Source organism: Chromatiales bacterium (assembly GCA_014762505.1).
In the GTDB taxonomy this organism is placed as follows: domain Bacteria; phylum Pseudomonadota; class Gammaproteobacteria; order SpSt-1174; family SpSt-1174; genus SpSt-1174.
Genome location: JABURS010000035.1, coordinates 49,059 through 67,623, shown reverse-complemented (window position 1 = coordinate 67,623; position 18,565 = coordinate 49,059). Strand labels below are relative to the sequence as shown.

At 68.6% G+C, this 18,565-nt stretch carries 22 protein-coding genes; 16 read left to right on the top strand and 6 right to left on the bottom strand.

Annotated features, from left to right (window positions below; all coding sequences use genetic code 11):
* Window positions 1-69 precede the first annotated feature (69 nt).
* The 3 genes from radA to ccsA all read right to left on the bottom strand — a co-directional run bounded on the left by radA (window position 70) and on the right by ccsA (window position 3,611).
* A complete protein-coding gene (gene radA, locus HUJ28_07195) occupies window positions 70-1,431 on the bottom strand; it encodes a DNA repair protein RadA (GenBank protein MBD3619239.1) in 1,362 nt (453 codons plus the stop codon).
* 2 nt (window positions 1,432-1,433) lie between these two features.
* Complete coding sequence (locus HUJ28_07190; GenBank protein ID MBD3619238.1) at window positions 1,434-2,720, bottom strand: HlyC/CorC family transporter; 1,287 nt, start codon at window positions 2,718-2,720, stop codon at window positions 1,434-1,436.
* An 84-nt stretch (window positions 2,721-2,804) separates the two neighbouring features.
* Entirely contained in the window at window positions 2,805-3,611 is an 807-nt protein-coding gene (ccsA, locus tag HUJ28_07185; GenBank protein ID MBD3619237.1) for a cytochrome c biogenesis protein CcsA, read from the bottom strand.
* A gap of 173 nt (window positions 3,612-3,784) precedes the next feature.
* Between ccsA and HUJ28_07180 the strand changes: the two genes are divergently transcribed.
* The 9 genes from HUJ28_07180 (at window position 3,785) to HUJ28_07140 (ending at window position 11,177) form a co-directional block, all read left to right on the top strand.
* Entirely contained in the window at window positions 3,785-4,552 is a 768-nt protein-coding gene (locus HUJ28_07180; protein ID MBD3619236.1) for a 3',5'-cyclic-nucleotide phosphodiesterase, read from the top strand.
* Window positions 4,553-4,618: 66 nt separating this feature from the next.
* Window positions 4,619-5,977, top strand: coding sequence for a signal recognition particle protein (ffh, locus tag HUJ28_07175; GenBank protein MBD3619235.1), 1,359 nt, complete (start codon window positions 4,619-4,621; stop codon window positions 5,975-5,977).
* Window positions 5,978-6,135: 158 nt separating this feature from the next.
* On the top strand, window positions 6,136-6,390 hold the full coding sequence (gene rpsP, locus HUJ28_07170; protein ID MBD3619234.1) for a 30S ribosomal protein S16: 255 nt from the start codon (window positions 6,136-6,138) through the stop codon (window positions 6,388-6,390).
* A 12-nt stretch (window positions 6,391-6,402) separates the two neighbouring features.
* Window positions 6,403-6,921, top strand: coding sequence for a ribosome maturation factor RimM (gene rimM, locus HUJ28_07165; GenBank protein MBD3619233.1), 519 nt, complete (start codon window positions 6,403-6,405; stop codon window positions 6,919-6,921).
* Window positions 6,922-6,923: 2 nt separating this feature from the next.
* On the top strand, window positions 6,924-7,673 hold the full coding sequence (gene trmD / locus HUJ28_07160) for a tRNA (guanosine(37)-N1)-methyltransferase TrmD (GenBank protein ID MBD3619232.1): 750 nt from the start codon (window positions 6,924-6,926) through the stop codon (window positions 7,671-7,673).
* A gap of 30 nt (window positions 7,674-7,703) precedes the next feature.
* Window positions 7,704-8,048 (top strand): 50S ribosomal protein L19, encoded by a 345-nt coding sequence (rplS, locus tag HUJ28_07155; GenBank protein ID MBD3619231.1) that lies wholly within the window; start codon window positions 7,704-7,706, stop codon window positions 8,046-8,048.
* Between the two features lie 148 nt (window positions 8,049-8,196).
* The gene (locus HUJ28_07150; protein MBD3619230.1) at window positions 8,197-9,966 is read left to right on the top strand and encodes a hypothetical protein; all 1,770 of its coding nucleotides are present in this window, start codon (window positions 8,197-8,199) and stop codon (window positions 9,964-9,966) included.
* Between the two features lie 5 nt (window positions 9,967-9,971).
* On the top strand, window positions 9,972-10,451 hold the full coding sequence (locus HUJ28_07145) for a methylated-DNA--[protein]-cysteine S-methyltransferase (protein MBD3619229.1): 480 nt from the start codon (window positions 9,972-9,974) through the stop codon (window positions 10,449-10,451).
* Window positions 10,452-10,535: 84 nt separating this feature from the next.
* On the top strand, window positions 10,536-11,177 hold the full coding sequence (locus HUJ28_07140) for a sel1 repeat family protein (protein MBD3619228.1): 642 nt from the start codon (window positions 10,536-10,538) through the stop codon (window positions 11,175-11,177).
* Between the two features lie 16 nt (window positions 11,178-11,193).
* On the opposite strand, the gene HUJ28_07135 is transcribed toward HUJ28_07140, so the two are convergent.
* From HUJ28_07135 to HUJ28_07125, 3 genes are all read right to left on the bottom strand, one after another.
* Complete coding sequence (locus tag HUJ28_07135) at window positions 11,194-11,835, bottom strand: hypothetical protein (GenBank protein ID MBD3619227.1); 642 nt, start codon at window positions 11,833-11,835, stop codon at window positions 11,194-11,196.
* A 25-nt stretch (window positions 11,836-11,860) separates the two neighbouring features.
* Window positions 11,861-12,109, bottom strand: coding sequence for a hypothetical protein (locus tag HUJ28_07130; GenBank protein MBD3619226.1), 249 nt, complete (start codon window positions 12,107-12,109; stop codon window positions 11,861-11,863).
* A 63-nt stretch (window positions 12,110-12,172) separates the two neighbouring features.
* Window positions 12,173-13,096 (bottom strand): 3-deoxy-D-manno-octulosonic acid transferase, encoded by a 924-nt coding sequence (locus tag HUJ28_07125; protein ID MBD3619225.1) that lies wholly within the window; start codon window positions 13,094-13,096, stop codon window positions 12,173-12,175.
* Between the two features lie 272 nt (window positions 13,097-13,368).
* On the opposite strand from HUJ28_07125, the gene HUJ28_07120 reads away from it, so the two are divergent.
* From HUJ28_07120 to HUJ28_07090, 7 genes are read left to right on the top strand one after another with little or no spacing between them, the layout of a single operon-like run.
* Window positions 13,369-14,028, top strand: a complete 660-nt coding sequence (locus HUJ28_07120) for a hypothetical protein (protein MBD3619224.1) — start codon at window positions 13,369-13,371, stop codon at window positions 14,026-14,028.
* The gene (locus HUJ28_07115; protein ID MBD3619223.1) at window positions 14,025-14,471 is read left to right on the top strand and encodes a YcgN family cysteine cluster protein; all 447 of its coding nucleotides are present in this window, start codon (window positions 14,025-14,027) and stop codon (window positions 14,469-14,471) included. The genes HUJ28_07120 and HUJ28_07115 overlap by 4 nt, the downstream gene beginning before the upstream one ends.
* Before the next feature lie 31 nt (window positions 14,472-14,502).
* Window positions 14,503-15,528 carry an FAD-dependent oxidoreductase gene (locus tag HUJ28_07110; protein MBD3619222.1) on the top strand — a complete coding sequence of 342 codons (1,026 nt, stop codon included), beginning with the start codon at window positions 14,503-14,505 and terminating at the stop codon, window positions 15,526-15,528.
* Complete coding sequence (locus HUJ28_07105) at window positions 15,528-15,932, top strand: RNA-binding protein (protein ID MBD3619221.1); 405 nt, start codon at window positions 15,528-15,530, stop codon at window positions 15,930-15,932. The genes HUJ28_07110 and HUJ28_07105 overlap by 1 nt, the downstream gene beginning before the upstream one ends.
* A complete protein-coding gene (pcnB, locus tag HUJ28_07100) occupies window positions 15,907-17,373 on the top strand; it encodes a polynucleotide adenylyltransferase PcnB (GenBank protein MBD3619220.1) in 1,467 nt (488 codons plus the stop codon). Before HUJ28_07105 ends, pcnB begins: the two co-directional genes overlap by 26 nt.
* Window positions 17,374-17,377: 4 nt before the next feature.
* Entirely contained in the window at window positions 17,378-17,890 is a 513-nt protein-coding gene (folK, locus tag HUJ28_07095) for a 2-amino-4-hydroxy-6-hydroxymethyldihydropteridine diphosphokinase (GenBank protein MBD3619219.1), read from the top strand.
* Window positions 17,887-18,537, top strand: coding sequence for a deoxynucleoside kinase (locus tag HUJ28_07090; GenBank protein MBD3619218.1), 651 nt, complete (start codon window positions 17,887-17,889; stop codon window positions 18,535-18,537). Before folK ends, HUJ28_07090 begins: the two co-directional genes overlap by 4 nt.
* Window positions 18,538-18,565 lie beyond the last annotated feature (28 nt).

Genomic DNA, 18,565 nt, shown 5'->3' with positions numbered 1-18,565 from the left:
CGGGACATTCTGCCTGTCGGTGGCGCGGCTGCAAAGCGCCAGCACCCGCCGGGATACGGGATGGCCGGGCTAGATGCGCTCGATGACCTCGTCCAGCCGGTTGGCGACGATCACTTCCATGTCCGGCAGCGGCTTTTTCGGGGCATTGGCCCGGGGCACGATGGCGCGCTTGAAGCCGTGTTTGGCGGCCTCCTTCAGACGTTCCTGCCCGTTCGGTACGGGGCGGATCTCGCCGGCCAGGCCCACCTCGCCGAAGGTGACGAGGTCGTGTGGCAGGGGGCGGTTGCGAAAGCTCGACAGGGCGGCCAGCAGCACCGGCAGGTCAGCGGCCGTCTCGCTTACGCGCACGCCGCCGACCACGTTGACGAAGACGTCCTGGTCATACATGGCGATACCGCCATGCCGGTGCAGCACGGCCAGCAGCATGGCCAGGCGGTTCTGTTCCAGGCCCACCGCCACACGGCGCGGATTGCTGGTGTGGCTCTCGTCGACCAGGGCCTGTACCTCCACCATCAACGGTCGCGTGCCTTCGCGTGTGACCATGATGACGCTGCCGGACACCGGCTCTTCGTGGCGCGAGAGAAAGATGGCCGAGGGGTTGCTCACGGGCTTGAGCCCCTTCTCGGTCATGGCGAACACGCCGAGCTCGTTGACGGCGCCGAAGCGGTTCTTCACCGCACGCAGCACGCGGTAGCGTCCGCCCGGGTCACCCTCGAAGTAGAGCACGGTGTCGACCATGTGCTCGAGCACCCGTGGGCCGGCCAGCGTGCCCTCCTTGGTGACATGGCCGACGATGAACAGTGCCGTGTTCGTCTGCTTGGCGTAGCGCACGAGCTGGGCGGCGGCCTCACGTACCTGGGCCACCGATCCCGGTGCCGACTGCAGCAGCTCGGTGTAGATGGTCTGGATCGAGTCCACCACCATCATCTGCGGCTGCTCCTGACTGGCAGCGGCGAGGATGCGTTCGACACAGGTCTCGGTGAACAGCCGCAGGCCCTCGGTCGGCAGGCCGAGGCGGCGCGCACGCAGGGTGACCTGCTGCAGCGATTCCTCGCCGGTGACGTAGAGGCTCCGCAGGTCGGTGACGCTGGCCAGTGTCTGCAGCAGCAGGGTGGACTTGCCGATACCCGGGTCGCCACCGATCAGCACCACCGAGCCGTGCACCAGGCCTCCGCCCAGCACGCGATCCAGTTCGTCCATGCCGGTGGGGCTGCGAGGATCGGCCTCCAGGGCCACCTCGTCCACCGAGCGGATGCGACTCTCGCCGGCATAGCCGGCAAAGCGCGCGCCTTTCGCCGCGGCGGGTGCGGTGGCGGCCACCGTCACCTCTTCCATGGTGTTCCACTCGCCGCACTCGGCGCACTGGCCGGCCCACTTGCTGGCCACGGCGCCACAGGCGGTGCAATGGTATTGCTGTTTCGCCTTCGCCATGTTCAGTCGTCATCCTTGTCGGCACGGTGCTGCGGCAGGCGGTTACGCAGGCGTAGTGTCTTGATGGCGTTGTTCTTCACCTGCACGACCTCGATGGGATAGCCCGCGATGAGGAAGGAGGTGCCGGGCTCGGGTATGGACTCCATGTGCTCCAGCACCAGGCCGTTGAGGGTGCGGGGGCCGTCGGTCGGCAGTTCCCAGCCCAGGGCCCGGTTGATGGCGCGGATGTGCGTGCCACCGTCGGCCAGATAGCTGCCGTCTTCCTGCTCGTGTACGTCCTTGCCGTAGTCGCCGGGCGTGGTGGTGAATTCGCCGACGATCTCCTCCAGCAGGTCCTCGAGCGTCACCAGGCCCTGGATGTCGCCGTATTCGTCGACCACCAGGCCGATGCGGCGGCGCTTTTTCTGGAAGTTCAGCAGCTGCTGGTTGAGCGGGGTGCTCTCGGGAATGAAGTAGGGTTCGCGCAGGTTGGCCTCGAGATGCTCGCGGGTGAGTTCGTCGTTGAGGATCAGATCCATCACCTTGCGCAGGTGCAGAAAGCCCAGCACGTGATCGATGCTGCCGCGGTATACCGGCAGACGCGTGTAGTTGCTCTGCTGGATCTGGTCCACCACCTTGTCCCAGTCCTCGTCCAGATCCAGGCCGACGATGTCCTTGCGCGGGATCATGATGTCCTCGACCGTGATCTTTTCCAGATCGAGGATACCGAGCAGCATCTTGCGATGTCGTCGCGGGATCAGGCTGCCGGCCTCGGCGACCACGGTGCGGAGTTCTTCACGACTCAGTGCCTGTCCGCCGGCGCCCGCGTCGTGCAGGCCGAGCAGGCGCAGGATGGAGTTGGCGAACAGGTTCACCAGCCACACCAGGGGGTAGGCGACTACCAGCAGGGGCACGTAGACGAAGGCGGCCGGGAAGGCGATCTTTTCCGAGTGCAGGGCGCCGACCGTCTTGGGTGCCACTTCGGCGAAGATCAGCAGGGCGAGCGTCAGTACGCCGGTGGCAATGGCGATGCCGGCATCGCCATAGAGGCGCAGCCCGATGAAGGTGGCCAGCTGGGTGATGAGGATGTTGACGAGGTTGTTGCCCAGCAGGATCAGGCCGATCAGCCGGTCGGGCTGATTCAGCAGGCGCTGGGCGCGTATCGCGCCCGGATGGCCCTGGTCGGCTAGGTGCCGCAGGCGATAGCGGTTCAGCGACATCAATGCCGTCTCCGAACCCGAGAAGAATCCCGACATCAGGAACAGGACGAAGAGTCCGCCGAACAGGAAGCCTAGAGGGATTTGATCCAAAACGATTTGAAACCGTGTGTGGGTGATTCGAAATTAGACGAGGCCGGTGCCGGGGCTGTCAAGGCGCGGGCTCACGGGTGGCGCTCAGCGCAGGATGAGTTCGATCACCAGCTTGCTGCCGAAGTAGGCCAGCATGAGGAAGGCGAAGCCGCCCAGGGTCCAGCGTATGGCCTTGCGGCCGCGCCAGCCGAAGCGCCAGCGACCGAACAGCAGGGTGGCGAACAGGCCCCAGGCCACGATCGACAGCACGGTCTTGTGGACCTGGTGCTGGGCGAAGATGTCTTCGAGATAGACGAAGCCCGTGATCAGGCCGGCGCTGAGCAGCACGAAGCCGACGCCGAGCAGCTGGAACAGCAGGCTCTCCATGTGCTGCAGGGGGGGCAGGGCGCGCAGCAGGCCGCCCGGGCGGTGCGTGTGCAGGTGGCGGTCCTGGAACCAGAGCACCATCGCCTGCAGCGCGGCCAGGCCGAGCATGCTGTAGGCCAGCAGCGAGAGGAAGATGTGGATGTCGAGGCCGGGGCGTGTGGAGGCCGGAATGAAGCGCACGTCGGGTAACAGCATCTCCAGCAGCAGCGCGACCACCGCCAGCGGCAGCAGCAGCAGGCCGATGTTTTCCACCGGGCGTTTCAGGCTGGCCAGCAGCAGCAGCGCAACCATCAGCCAGCTGACGGAGGACAGGGCGTGATAAAAGCCCAGGTCGAGTCCGGCGGGGGTGAGCACCTCGCGATAGGCGACGATGGCATGCAGCAACACGGCGCCCCCCCAGGCCAGCAGCACGAGTTCGCGCGGGATGGCCCCGTGACCGGTGGCCAATGCCCGCACGCGTAGTCCGATGGCCCCGGTGGCGGCCAGATAGAGGGCAATGGCAAGCAGGCTGAGAGCGATGATCATCGGGTACGTCGTGTGGTTATCCCTGGCAAGTACGCGATGATTGCATATTAGGCCCGTGGCGTGAACCTCGTGGCATTCCGGCTGCCGAGTTTGTGACGCCTTTGTATAGTCACCCTCCATGACATCGTGTAGCATTTGCCTCATTCAGAGGATTCCTTAATGAATACAGCATCATGCGGCTGACGGTACTGGGCTGCAGCGGCGGAATCGGGGATGGGTCGGGAACGACCTCGCTGCTGATCGACGACGATATCCTCATCGATTGTGGAACCGGGGTGGGGCGGCTCAGCCTGGAGGCCATGGCGCGCCTGCGTCACGTCTTCATCACGCATACCCATCTCGATCACATCGCGACCCTGCCCCTGCTCATCGATACCCTGTTCGGCCAGCTGCAGGGGCGGCCGTTGACCGTGCACGCCCAGCCCGAGAGCATCGAGGTGCTGCGCGCGCACATCTTCAACTGGAAGATCTGGCCGGACTTCTTCGAGTTGCCGGATCGCGAGCACCCGGTGGTGCGCTTTGCCCCCATGTCGCCGGGGGAGCCGGTGGTGATCGACGGCCGGACCCTGGAGATGATCCCGGTGAATCACGCCGTCCCGGCCGTGGGCTATTGCGTGAAGGGCGGCGACTCGGTGTTGGCCTTCAGCGGGGATACCACCACCAACGACAGCCTCTGGGACGCGCTGAACCGCAAATCCCAGCTGGACATGCTCATCGTCGAATGCGCCTTCGCCAACGAGGAACGCGCACTCAGCGACATCGCCGGCCACTATTGCCCCGAGACCCTGGCCGCGGACCTCGCCAAGCTGCGGCACCATCCGCAGACCTGTATCACCCATCTCAAGTCCGGTGACGAGGACCGCATCATGACCCAGGTTACGTCCGCCGTTCCCGACCGGGAGCTGCACCGCCTGCGCAGCGGCGACGTTTTCCAGTTATAATGCCCGCCCCGATTTCCCGATGGCCGGCCGCGTGGCGGCGGGCCGTCGTCGCCATTGTGGAACAGCATGTTTGAGAATCTCACAGATCGCCTGGCCGGAACCGTCAAGCGCCTGCGCGGGCAGGCCCGGCTCACCGAGGACAACATCAAGGAGACCCTGCGCGAGGTGCGCATGGCCCTGCTCGAGGCCGATGTCGCCCTGCCGGTGGTCAAGGCCATCATCGAGCAGGTGCGCGAGCGCGCCGTAGGCCAGGAGGTCCTCAAGAGCCTTTCGCCGGGCCAGGCCTTCGTCAAGATCGTCAACGACGAACTGGTCCACGTCATGGGCGATGCCAACGAGTCGCTGGACCTCTCCGCCCAGCCGCCGGCCGTGGTGCTGATGGCGGGTCTGCAGGGCGCGGGCAAGACCACCACCGTCGGCAAGCTGGCGCGTTTTCTCAAGGAGCGGGAGAACAAATCGGTGATGGTGGTCTCGGCCGACGTCTACCGCCCGGCCGCCATCAAGCAGCTGGAGACCCTGGCCGGCGAGGTGGGGGTGGATTTCTTCCCCAGCGCCGCCGACCAGGACCCGCTCGCCATCGTCAGCGGCGCCATCGACGCGGCGCGCAGGCAGTTCAAGGACGTGCTCATCGTCGACACCGCCGGTCGCCTGCACATCGACGAAGAGATGATGGGCGAGATCCAGCGCATCCACGCCGCCATCAAGCCGGTGGAGACCCTGTTCGTGGTCGACGCCATGACCGGCCAGGACGCCGCCAACACCGCCCAGGCCTTCAACGATGCCCTGCCGCTCACCGGCGTGGTGCTCACCAAGGCGGACGGCGATGCCCGTGGTGGCGCGGCACTGTCGGTGCGCCACATCACCGGCAAGCCGATCAAGTTCATCGGCATGGGTGAGCGCTCCACCGCGCTCGAGCCCTTCCACCCGGACCGTATCGCCTCGCGCATCCTCGGCATGGGCGACGTGCTCAGCCTGGTGGAGGAGGCGCATCGCAAGGTCGACAAGGACAAGGCCGAGAAGCTCGCGAAGAAGATCCAGAAGGGCAAGGGCTTCGATCTGGAGGACCTGCGCGACCAGCTGCAGCAGATGCTCTCCATGGGGGGCATCGGCTCGCTGCTCGACAAGCTGCCGGGGGCCGGCAACGTGCCCGAGGCGGTGAAGAAGCAGGCCAACGACGGCGAGATCCGGCGCATGATCGCCATCATCAATTCCATGACCCGGCAGGAGCGCCGCTTCCCCGATATCATCAAGGGCTCGCGCAAACGCCGCATCGCCGGCGGCTCCGGCACCCAGGTGCAGGACGTCAACCGCCTGCTCAAGCAGTACACCCAGATGAGCAAGGCGATGAAAAAGTTCTCCAAGGGGGGCATGGGCAAGATGATGCGCATGATGAAGGGCAAGATGCCCCCGGGCATGCCCTTCTGAGGCGTGGGAAGGGGTGACGGCGCCTGTTGCCTGATTCCCCTTCACTTTTTTGCAAAAAGCTGTACAATTCGCCGTCTATTTTCGCCGTGTTGTCGGTAGCGACCCGGCGGGTATGCGGATTTTCCGAAAAATTGCTGTACTGACAAGGTCTTAGCTAAATGATCAGCATTCGACTCTCTCGTGGCGGTGCCAAGAAGCGCCCCTTCTACCACATCGTGGTGACCGATTCCCGCAAGCGTCGGGACAGCGGCTCCATCGAGACCCTGGGTTACTACAACCCGGTGGCCCGCGGTCAGGAGGTGCGCCTGCACGTCGAAGACGATCGCATCAACTACTGGCTCGGCCAGGGTGCCCAGCCCAGCGATCGCGTGGCGGCACTGATCAAGCAGGCGAAGAAGGCCGCTGCGAACTAAGCGACCGCCCGCATGACGATGGGTGGCGCTGACTCGCGGAAGCTGCTCGTCGGGCGCATCTCGGGCGTCTTCGGCGTCCAGGGGTGGGTGAAGGTCTATTCCGACACCGATCCGCGAGACAATATCGTCCACTACCCGCGCTGGTATCTGCAGCTGAATGGGCAGTGGCAGGCGGTCGAGGTGGAAGACGGGCGCCTGCAGGGCCAGCTGGTGGTCGCCAAGCTGCGCGGCGTGAACGACCGGGATGCGGCGCTGGCGCTGCGCGACGTGCCGATTGCCATCGACCGCGACGAACTCGAGACGCTCGAGGACGGCGAGTACTACTGGGCCGATCTGATCGGCCTGAGGGTGACCACCCTCGACGGGGTGGAGTTAGGCCGGGTCGAGCGACTGATCGAGACCGGAGCCAACGATGTGCTGGTCGTGACCGGGGAGAGGGAACGCCTCATCCCCTACATCCGCGAGCAGGTGATCGACGCGATCGATCTGGAAGCCGGCGAGATCCGCGTCGACTGGGACCCGGAGTTCTAGCCATGCGCATCGACGTGGTGACGATCTTCCCGGAACTGGTCGAGGTCGTCGGCCAGGTGGGCGTGACCGGACGCGCCGTGGAGCGCGGCCTGCTGGAACTGGCCACCTGGGACCCGCGTGAATACACGCAGGATCGCCACCGCACCGTGGATGACCGCCCCTACGGCGGTGGCCCCGGGATGGTGATGAAGGTGGAGCCGCTACGCGCTGCGATACGCGATGCACGGGCGGCGACGGAAGGCCCCGTCCGGGTGATCTACCTGAGCCCGCAGGGCCGGCGCCTGGACCAGGACGCGGTGCGTGCGATGGCCGGGGCCGGACACCTGGTGCTGATCGCCGGGCGGTACGAGGGCATCGACGAGCGTCTGGTCGAGGCCGAAATCGACGAGGAATGGTCGATCGGCGACTATGTGCTGAGCGGCGGTGAGCTGCCGGCGATGGTACTGATCGATGCCGTGGCGCGGTTGCTGCCCGGCGCGCTGGGCGACGAGGAGTCGGCCCAGCAGGATTCATTCATGGCGGGTCTGCTCGATCACCCGCACTACACGCGCCCCGAAGCTATCGACGGGCGACGGGTACCGGCAGTACTGCTGGGTGGCAATCATGCCGAAATCGAGCGCTGGCGGCGCAAGCAGGCGCTGGGTCGTACCTGGCTGCGTCGTCCCGAGTTGCTGGAGTCGATGGAACTCGGTGACGCGGATCGGCGACTGCTGGACGAGTACATACACGAACACGCTGACAGTTCAGAGTGACAGAATCAGGAATCTTTAGGGGTTGGTGCCATGAGCAACATCATCGAGCAGCTTGAGCAGGAACAGATGACCCGGGAAATCCCGGCCTTCGGCCCGGGTGACACCGTGGTCGTGCAGGTGAAGGTGAAGGAAGGCGATCGCGAGCGCATGCAGGCCTTCGAGGGCGTCGTGATTGCCAAGCGCAACCGCGGCCTGAACTCCGCGTTCACCGTGCGCAAGATCTCCAACGGCGAGGGCGTGGAGCGCGTGTTCCAGACCGACAGCCCGGTGGTCGGTGACATCACCGTCAAGCGCCGCGGTGCCGTGCGTCGCGCCAAGCTCTACTACCTGCGCGAGCGCAGCGGCAAGTCCGCCCGCATCAAGGAAAAGATCTAGGCCGGACTCTCCGGGGACCTGTCCCCGGGGTGGTCCTGTACCGCGGGCGCGCCGGGAGACCGGCGCGCCCGCGGTCGTTTGGGACGGCCGTCAAGCTCCCCCCGTACCCTGCTGGTCTTGCCGCTTCCTGCCCGGCTACAATGCCGCCATGATCTCTCCCGCCCGTTTACACGCCGTCCGCCTCGCCATCGCAGCCTTGCTGCTCTGTCTCGCCCTCACTGCCCATGCGCAGCGCGCGCCCCAGGAGATGCTGGACCTGGCACGGGCCGGGGCCCCGGGGCTGGCCCTGTCGATGATCGATCGCCTGCAGCCCGACCGTCTGCGCCAGCAGGCCGCCTGGCTGTCCTGGGAGCGCACCCGGCTGGATCTGCTCGAGGCCAGCGAGCGCTGGGCCGAGGTGGTGGAGCGGGTGACGGACTATCCGGCCGACCTGCCGCCGGACTTCCTCGCCTGGGCCCGCACCCGGCAGGCAGTGGCCGGGCTCCGCCTGCAGCAGGGAGCGGCGGCAAGGGCCGTGCTGCGCGACCTGCTCTGGCAGATCGCGCCCCGCCCGGAGTCTGCGGCGATCCGCTACTGGCGCCGGCTCGTCATCGAGTCCTATGTGGTCGAGGGGCGGCTGCGCGACGCCCATGTCGCCCTACGGCGCTATGCCCAGGACTACGGCGAGCCGAACGAGGAGGAGCGCATCCTCTGGGCCAGGGTGCTGCTGCGTGCCGGCGAGCCGCTCCAGGCGCAGCAGGTGCTTGCGGACGACGAGCGCCCGGAGGCCCTGGCGCTGGCACTGCTGGCAAGGCTTGGCGACAGCGGGGCGGACGTCGACGCCCTGCGCCGCCAGGCACAGGCGGCGGCCGGTGGACAGGCGTTGCAACCCGCCGATCGGGCGCGCTACTGGCAGGTGGCGGCCCGCGCGGCGGAGCGCCAGCAGGACGAACTCCGGCGCGTCTGGTACCTGGAGCGCGCCCTGGCGCATGATCGTCAGCTGGGCGAGCGCGATGCGGTCTTCGCCTACGACGGGGATGCCCTCTGGGACGGTTACCTGCGCATCGGCCGCGCACTGGGCAACCAGCGACAGCTGCTGATCGGTGACGACGCGGCCTGGCTCGCCGCGGCCGCCGCGCTGGGTGACAAGGCCGTGCTGGAACGTCGCGCCCTCTTCGCCGTGGTGGTGCAGCAGGGGGCCGCGGAGCGCAGCCGCGATCAGGCCCATGCCGCACTGATCCGCTCCCTGCTGGCCGAGGAGGGCGGGGAGGAGGCGGTGGCGGCCCTCTACCTGCAGTCGGCGCGCTACGATGACCGCCGCCGCTTGCCGGGCGATGCCCGCCAGGTGCTCTCGGACTACGCCCTGGCCCGTGGCGACGTGCGTCTCGCCTCCTCGCTGATGGGCGGTGAGGTACGGGCCCCGGCCGATGCCGATCCTTTCCAGTGGCAGCTGCGCCGGGCGCGCATACACATCCTCGGCGGTCACGAAGAGCAGGGCATCGACGCACTCTTCACGGTGCTGGCGCAGCACGCCAGCCTGGACAAGGATCAGGCGGACCGTTTCATGCAGCTGCTGTTCGACCTGCAGACGGCGCAGCGCCACGAGGCGGCGATCAGCCTGTTCACGGGCCTTGCGCCCCGTATCGACGACCCCCAGCAGCAGCGCGAGGTCCTGTTCTGGCAGGCCGATTCGCACAAGGCCCTGGGGGACTACGAACGGGCTGCCTGGCTGTATCTGCGTTCCGCCGTGCTGCACGACCCGCATGCCTTCGACCCCTGGGCACAGACCAGTCGCTTCTATGCCGCCGAGGCCCTGGCCGAGGCCGGGCATGTCGACGATGCCCGGCGCATCTACCAGCAGTTGCTGCAGGCCACCGGGGAACCGGAGCGCCAGGTGGTGCTGCGCCAGAAACTCCAGGCCCTGCGCCTGAAGGAGTAGCGATCATGGCAGACACCGGCTACCAGGCCGTCATCGACACGCCCATCGGGCGTCTGGGCATACGCCTGCGTGACGAGCAGCTCAGCGACATCGACTGGCTGGATGCCCGCACCCCCTGCCAGGCCCCGACCCACCCCCTGGCGGCCGAGGCGGTGGCCCAGCTTCGGGCCTACTTCACCGACCCGGGCCATCGCTTCGACCTGCCGCTCGCGCCGGCCGCCACGGCCTTCCAGGCCAGGGTGCGCGAGGCCCTGCAGGCCATCCCCCCCGGTGAGGTGCGCAGCTATGGCGAGCTCGCCCGGGTGCTGGGGAGCGCCCCCCGGGCCGTCGGCGGGGCCTGCCGGCGCAACCCCGTGCCGCTGGTCGTGCCCTGCCACCGGGTAGTCGCCGCGCAGGGCCTGGGCGGTTTCAGCGGGCAGACGCGGGGCGAGCGCCTCGCCGTGAAGCAGCGGCTGCTCGATCACGAGCAGGCGCATCGGCGCTGAGCCGGCGTGTTTTGACTTGCCGGGCGGGGGCTTGCAGAATCGCGCCTGCCCGAAGACCCCATTCACCTTTCGCGAATAGCCAAGATGACCGATTTCAATACCGCCCTGGATGCCTGGCTCGCGGGTGAGCGCGAGCGCGCCATTCGCCTCTGGCAGACCCTGGCCGATGCCGGCGATGCCCGCTCGCAGTACAACCTGGGCGTGATCCTCGACACCGGCGACGGCGTGGCCCGCGATCCGGCGCTGGCCCTGCATTACTACCGCCTGGCGGCGGGGCAGGGCTTTCCCGATGCGGCCTTCAACCTGGCCGTGATGCTGGAGGGCGGCGAGGCCGGCGAGGCCGACCCGAACGAGGCCGCACACTGGTTCTGGACGGCGGCCGAGCAGGGCAACCCGCAGGCCGCCTTCAAGCTCGGCCTCATGTACGACACGGGGGAGGGGCTGCCGCAGGACTACGAGCAGGCGGCCCGCTGGTATCATCGCGCCGCCGAGGCCGGACACGCCGAGGCGGCCAACAACCTGGCGCGCTGTTTCGCCCTGGGCAACGGCGTGGAGCGCAGCGACATCGAGGCCTACAAGTGGTACAACATCGCCGCCGAACTGGGGCTGGTGAATGCGGTGCGCTATCGCGAACGGGTGGCGAAGGAGCTGCAGCCCGAGGAGCGGCTGCGTGCCGGGGAGTACTCGCAGGCCTGGCTGAAGGCGTTCCGCTCGCGCCAGTCCTGAGCCGCTTCGGGCAGGATCAGACGACGGCGTCGAGCAGGGGGTCGGGTCTGGCGGCCAGGCTGCTCAGCCCGCCGCCCATCGCACCGATGCGCTGGGCGAGGTCACCACGGGAGGGCAGGTCCCCGGTCCTGTCCCCGTCGGCCCGTTCCTCGGCCTGCTGCCGGGCGATCTCCACCCGGGCCTGGGCGGCCATTTGCCGGGCCTGGGCCGCGACGCTCAGGTCCTGCGAAGAGGGCTGTGCCGGGGCGAGGGCCGCGCGCTGCACGGTCTCCGCCTTTTCCAGGGATGCCCGCGGGTCGCCCGGTACCGGCGAGGTGTCGATGGAGACCTCGCCACCCACCGCGTACATGCGCCCGGCCGGCCCGCGCTGGTAGTCGTAGCGCGCCCCGCCGCGGGCGGGGGGGCCGGCGGCTGCCAGATGGGCCCGCTCGTGATTGCGCACCTCCTGGTCACGGGCGCGCAGATATTGCAGCTGTTGCTGCTCCCGGCTGTTGTCGCGGGCCTCGCCCTGGCGGGCGGCGGCATTCTGCTCGGTATCCTCCACCGGTCGCGCACTGGCCACGGGGGCGGCCACACCGCCACCGCCCACCCGCGGGCCGGCGTAGCGCTTCGCGGGCGTGGTCTGCAGCGAGGGGGGGAAGCTGGGGCCGTCGAGCATCAGGAGACCTCCGGCGGGCGACGGGTCAGGCCTTGACGTCCAGCAGGCTGCCGAGCAGTCGGTCCTCGGCGGCCAGCACCTTGACCGAGGCCTCGACCTGTCGGGCGTTTGCACGGCTTTCCACCAGCGGGGCGGCCACGTCGCGGGTGCCGGCCGGCGGCGTGCCGTTCAGGCGCTCGGCACTGGCGATCTCGGCGGCGTTCTCGCGCAGCCCGTTCATGCCGCGCTGGATACCCAGCAGGGCGTTACCGGCGACCGGTGAGATCGTGGCCATGGTGGAACCTCCGTACACACAATAATGCTTCGATTCTAGCCGATCAGGCCGGTGTTTGCAGGGTCAGGGTGCCAGCAGGGCGAGGACCCGTCCACGGGCCCCCGTCTGCTCCCGCAGCCATTCCCGGCCCCGTGCCCCCAGGGCGGTGGCGGCCTCCGGGTCGTCGAACAGGGCCATGGCCTGCGCCGCGAGGCCGTCCACGTCCTCGCCGCCGGCCACCACGCCGGCGGCCAGCGCCGCCGCCGTCAGCGGGTCGCGTCGGTTGGGGCCGACCAGTACCGGGCGGCCGGCTTGCAGGGCGACGGCCAGGTCCGGGGCGGCCGTGGCCTCCGGCGAGAGGGTGCCGCCGGCCACCAGCAGGTCCGGGCAGACGTACAGGGGCTGGCGCACCTCGGCGCTCTCGATAAAGTACACCCGGTTCTTGCGCGGCACGAAGGAGGTGTAGAGCCGCGAGTGGCGGATGGTGGGCATGCTGTACTTGATGGCATCGTGATAGACCCGCTCGTGCTGGTCGGGATCGGCCAGCGAGAACAGCATGATGGCGGTCTTCTTGCGCAGGATCTCGAACAGCATGCCGTAGGCACTGGTCACCTCGACGGCGTCGGCCAGGGCCACGTAGAACACGGGGTGCTGGCGCTCGCGGTATTCGCGGAAGCGCTCACACAGCGCCGGGTCGAAGTCGGGCTGCGGCAGGGCCTCGAGGCCGGGCAGGGGGTCGCCGGTGGCCATGGCGCCGGGAATGGCGGCGGCCTCGGCCGCGCTAGCTGCGGTGACCACGCGGCAGCCGGTAGCGGCCGCCTGGGCGTCCCGGGCATTGAGCCAGAGCTTGTCGCCGCCGGCCGCGCGCACCAGATCGAAGCGTCCCCGGGCCTCGCCGAGCACGATCAGACGGGCCGGGCGCAGCTTCTTCAGACGCTTGCGATCGGCCCCGTGGTCCTCCGGCAGGTCGACGGCGGCGAAGCGGCCACGGTACGCACCCGGCCCCAGGTTGCCCACGCCGACGTTGCCGAGGCGGTCTGCCAGGTCGGTCAGGAAGCCGTCGGCACGGTGCAGGGTGTCGGTGTCGGCGATCACGAGTGTCGCGCCGACCAGCTCGCGCGGGATGCGTCCGGCGGTCAGGAAGTCGGTCAATGCCATGCGTCTGGGGTCTCCTCGTTGCGCGGGCGGATTATACCCGGCGTGGACGGGGAGCCAAACCTGATGCCGGACGGGATGGTATGATCTGGCTACCTGTAAATGGATGCTGTGGAGTGAACGAGATGAAAGGCACGCTGATGGCGCTCGGGTTGATGCTGCTGCTTGCAGCCTGTGACGACCCGCGCCAGCTGGCGACGCAGGACCTGCCCTGGGTGGTGGAGTCCCTGGCGGACGGGGGGTCGCGCGTGTTCGGCGTGACCCTGGGCGAGTCGGACCTGCGCACGGTGGCCCAGACCTTTCGCGCCCTGCCGGAGATCGCCCTGTTCCGCGAGGCCGACGGCGGGCTGTATCTCGAGGCCTATTTCGGCCGCATCACGCTGGGCGTGCTGGAGGCCCGCGTGATCGCGCGGCTGGCGGCCGACGAGGCGCAACTCGCGGCCATGGCCGACCGCGCGCCGAACAGCGAGCCCATGCCCAGCGGGGCGCGCAAGCTCGGTCTCACCGAGGCCGACATCCGTTCGGTGTACGACCTGCCGGTGGGGGCGCTCACCTATATCCCGACGGCGCAGTACGATGCCGCCATCGTGGAACAGCGCTTCGGCCCGCCGGCCGAGACCCTGCGCCTGAATAACACGCAGACCTACTGGCTCTATCCCGACAAGGGGCTGGCGCTGCTGCTGGGCGAGGAGGAGCGCGAGGTGCTGGAATACGTCCCGCCACGCGACTTCCCCGCACTGCGCGAGCGCCTGCAGCAGACGGTCGCAGGGGATACGGCCGCATGACACAGCCCTTCTGGCAGGCCAGGACGCTGGCAGAGATGACGCGGGCGGAATGGGAGTCGCTCTGCGACGGCTGCGCGCGCTGCTGCCTGCACAAGCTGCAGGACAGCGGCTCTGATGATGCCCATGTCTACTACACCGACATCGCCTGTCGCCTGCTGGATACCAACAGCTGTCGCTGTAGCGACTACGAGCACCGCCTGGAGCGCGTGGACGACTGCATCGACCTGTCGCAGGAGGACTTCGCGCAGTTCCACTGGCTGCCCTCGACCTGCGCCTACCGGCGACTGGCCGAGGGTGGCGACCTGCCGGTCTGGCACCCGCTGCTCACCGGCGACCCCGCCTCCGTGCATGCCGCCGGTCAGTCGGTGCGCGGGCGCGTCGTCTGCGAGAGCGCGGTGGTGGACGAGGACTACGAGGATCACATCGTGGCCTGGGCCGAATGACCCAGAGCATGAACACGACCCGGGGCAGCGCATGAACCGGCCGGACGGGTCCCCCTTCGCCCCGCTGGCCACGGCGCCCGAATCGGTGGCCATCGTCGGTGCCGGCATGGCAGGGCTGGCCTGCGCCACCTCGCTGGTCCTCGACATCCCCGAGGTGCGTGTCTTCGAGCGCGGCCTGCATGCCGGCGGGCGCATGGCCAGCTACCGTGCCCGGGGTTACGAATTCGACGCCGGCACCCAGTACTTCACCGCCCACGACGAGCAGTTCTGCGAGGCCCTGGAAGGCTGGCTGCTGGAGGGCGTGGTGCAGCCCTGGCAGGGCTGGGTGGTCGAGGTGGATCGCGGCAACTTCATGAGCCGCGACGCCATGCCCCGCTACGTGGGCACGCCCAACATGGGGGCCCTGGCGCGCCACCTGGGCGAACTCTGCGAGGTGCGGGTGGGTACCGAGGTGATGCGCCTGGTGCCCGAAGGCGAGGGCCTGCGCCTGATCGACCGCCTGGGGGAGGACCTGGGCCGTTACGACCTGGTCGTGCTGGCCCTGCCGCCGGCAGCGGCCCTGCGTCTGGTCGAGCCGCTGAGCCCGGATCTGGCGGGCCGGCTCGCCGGCGTGCAGATGACGCCCGGCTGGACCGTGCTGCTGGGCTTCGACGAGCCGCTGGATCTGCCGTACGATGCGGCCTATGTCGCGCGCTCGCCGCTCAACTGGGTCGCCCGCAACAGCAGCAAGCCGCGCCGCGCCGAGCGCGAGGCCTGGGTGCTGCATGCCACGCCCGAGTGGACGGAGACGCGTCAGGAGATGGCGCCGGAGGACGTCATCCAGGCGCTGCTCAAGGCCTTCGCCGAGGCCACCGGTCAGCGCCTGCCCAAGCCGCGCGTGCGCGCCGCCCGCTTCTGGCGCGAGGCCATGCCGCTGGGCGGGCAGGACACGCCCTTTCTGTTCGATGCCGGTGCGCGCCTCGGCCTGTGTGGCGACTGGTGCATCTCGCCGCGGCTGGAGGGGGCCTTCCGTTCGGGCTGGTCGCTGGCCAACTTCGTGCTGGATGGCTGCGGCTGATGGCGGGACGTGAGCCCCTGGCGGAGCTGCGCCTGGACAAGTGGCTCTGGGCGGCGCGCTTCTTCAAGACCCGCGCGGCCGCCACCGCGGCCATCGGGGGCGGCAAGGTGCATGTCAACGGCCAGCGTGTGAAGCCGGCCCGCACCGTGCGGCCGGGTGACCGGCTGGAGATCCTGCGGGGCGAGGAGCGCTACGAGGTCGTGGTGGAGGCCCTGAACGATCAGCGGCGTCCCGCCGCCGAGGCCGCCGGCCTCTACGAGGAGACGCCCGAGAGCCTGGCGAAGCGGGAGGCCCTGGCGGAGACCCGCCGGCTGGACCGCCTCGCGCGGGTCGAGACCGGCGGTCGGCCGAGCAAGCGCGACCGCCGCCGCCTGCGCGATGCGCTGGGCAAGCAACGAGGATAATCACGACGTGAGTACCACACCGGGAACCAACTGCAAGTCGTTGAAAGACTTGATACGATACCTGCTTCGTTACCCTTTCAGATTGGCCGGGGCCGTGTACAACAACAACCAGAACGCCGCCGAACCACGCGTCTACGCCCGGTCCGAGCACCCCATCTCCCGGGCCAACATCAGCCAGAATGCGCTCAAGGTCCTGTACCGCCTGCACGAGGCGGGCTACCAGGCCTTTCTCGTCGGCGGTGGCGTGCGCGACCTGCTGCTGGGACGCGAACCCAAGGACTTCGACATCGCCACCGACGCGCGTCCCGAACAGGTGCGCGAGCTGTTTCGCAACTGCCGCCTGATCGGCCGGCGCTTCCGCCTGGCCCATGTGCACTTCGGTCGCGAGATCATCGAGGTGGCGACCTTCCGTGCCCCGCACGAGGACGACGACGAGGCGAGCGAGGCCGCCGCCGTCACCAGCGACGACGGACGCATCCTGCGCGACAACGTCTACGGCACCCTGGACCAGGATGCCTGGCGCCGTGACTTCACCATCAACGCCCTTTACTACAACATCGCCGACTTCTCGGTGGTCGACTTCGTCGGCGGCATGAAGGACCTCGAGGCGGGTCGCTTGCGCCTGATCGGCGATCCCGACACCCGTTTTCGCGAGGACCCGGTGCGCATGCTGCGCGCCGTGCGTTTCGCCGCCAAGCTCGGTTTCCGCATCGACCCGGCGGTCGAGGCCGGCATGCACGAGTTCGCCGACCTGCTGGCCGAGATCAGCCCCGCGCGGCTGTTCGACGAGGTGCTCAAGCTGTTCCATGGCGGCAGTGCCGTGCAGACCTTCGAGATGCTGCGCCACTACGGCCTGTTCGAGCACCTCTTCCCGCTCACGGAAGAGGCCCTGGCCCACGAAGAGGAGGGCTTCCCCGTCACCTTCGTGCTGAATGCCCTGGCCAACACCGACGCCCGCATCAACGAGGACAGGCCGGTGACGCCGGCCTTCCTCTTCGCCGCCCTGCTGTGGGAGCCCCTGCGCCACGAGGCGGCGGCCATCATGGCCGAGGACGGCGTGCCGGAGATCCCGGCCCTGCAGCAGGCGGCGCACAACATCATGAGCCTGCAGCAGCGGGCCACCTCCATCCCCAAGCGCTTCGGCATTCCCATGCGCGAGATCTGGACCCTGCAGCCGCGCTTCCGCCACAAGTCCCGCGGACGGGCCCTGCGCCTGGCCGCCCACCCGCGCTTTCGTGCCGCCTACGACTTCCTCTGCCTGCGCAGCCGCTCGGGCGAGCTGCCGCCGGGGGACTGCCAGTGGTGGACCGAGTTCCAGGAGACCGACGCCGCCGGCCAGCAGAAGCTGCTGGCCGGTGCCGGCAACGAGGGCAAGGGCAGCGGCAAGCCCAGGCGCCGGCGGCGTCGTCGCCCGCCGAAGAAGGGCGGAGGGGGTGACTGAGGTGATGCAGGGCACGACCGCCTACATCGGCCTGGGCAGCAACCTCGACGACCCGGCCGCCCAGGTGGCCCGGGCGCTGGAGGAGCTCGGCGGGATCGAGGGGGTGACGCTCACCGCGGCCTCCCGGCTCTACCACAATCCGCCCATGGGCCCACAGGATCAGCCCGATTACGTCAATGCCGTGGCCTGTCTGCAGACGCGGCTGCCGGCCGAGGGCCTGCTGGAGGCGCTGCTCGCCATCGAGCAGGCGCATGGTCGCGTGCGCGGGGGTCAACACTGGGGGCCGCGCACCCTGGACCTGGACCTGCTCCTCTACGGCGATGCCGTGATCGAGAGCAAGCGGCTCACCGTGCCGCATCCCGGCCTGGCCGAGCGCGCCTTCGTGCTCTATCCCCTGCAGGAGATCGCGCCGGATCTCGTCATTCCGCGTCTCGGCGCCCTGGACGCGCTGTGCGCGCGCTGCCCGCGGGACGGCCTGCGGGTGCTGGAGACGGACGCCAGGGAGTCGGAGGCATGAGCCGCGACCTGCCCGGCTATATCGTCATCGAGGGGCCGATCGGCGTCGGCAAGACCAGCCTGGCGCGGCGACTCTCGGAGGATTTCGGCACCGAACTGCTGCTGGAGGGGCCGGAGGAGAACCCCTTTCTCGAGCGCTTCTATCAGGACCCGCGTGCCGGGGCCCTGCCCACCCAGCTCTTCTTCCTCATGCAACGGGTGCGCCAGATGCAGGCGCTGCGCCAGGCGGACATGTTCCGCCCGGTGCGCATCGCCGACTTCCTCATCGAGAAGGACCGCCTGTTTGCAGGGCTCACCCTGGACGCCGACGAGCTCGCGCTCTACGAGCAGGTCTACCAGCAGATGACCATCGACGCCCCGGTGCCGGACCTCGTCGTCTACCTGCAGGCCCCGGTGGACGTGCTCCTGCGACGCATCGCGGGGCGTGGCCGGCGCTACGAGCAGACCATCGACAGCGCCTACCTGCAGCGGCTGTGCGATGCATACACGGAATTCTTCTACCACTATAATGACGCGCCCCTGCTGATCGTGAACGCCAGCGAGATCGATCTGGTGAACCGCGAGCCGGACTACCAGGCCCTGCTGGAGCAGATCCGCACCCAGCGCAGCGGCCGCCACTATTTCAACCCGCTGCCCTTCGCGATGTAAGCGCCAGGCAGCGGGCCAATCGCACTGC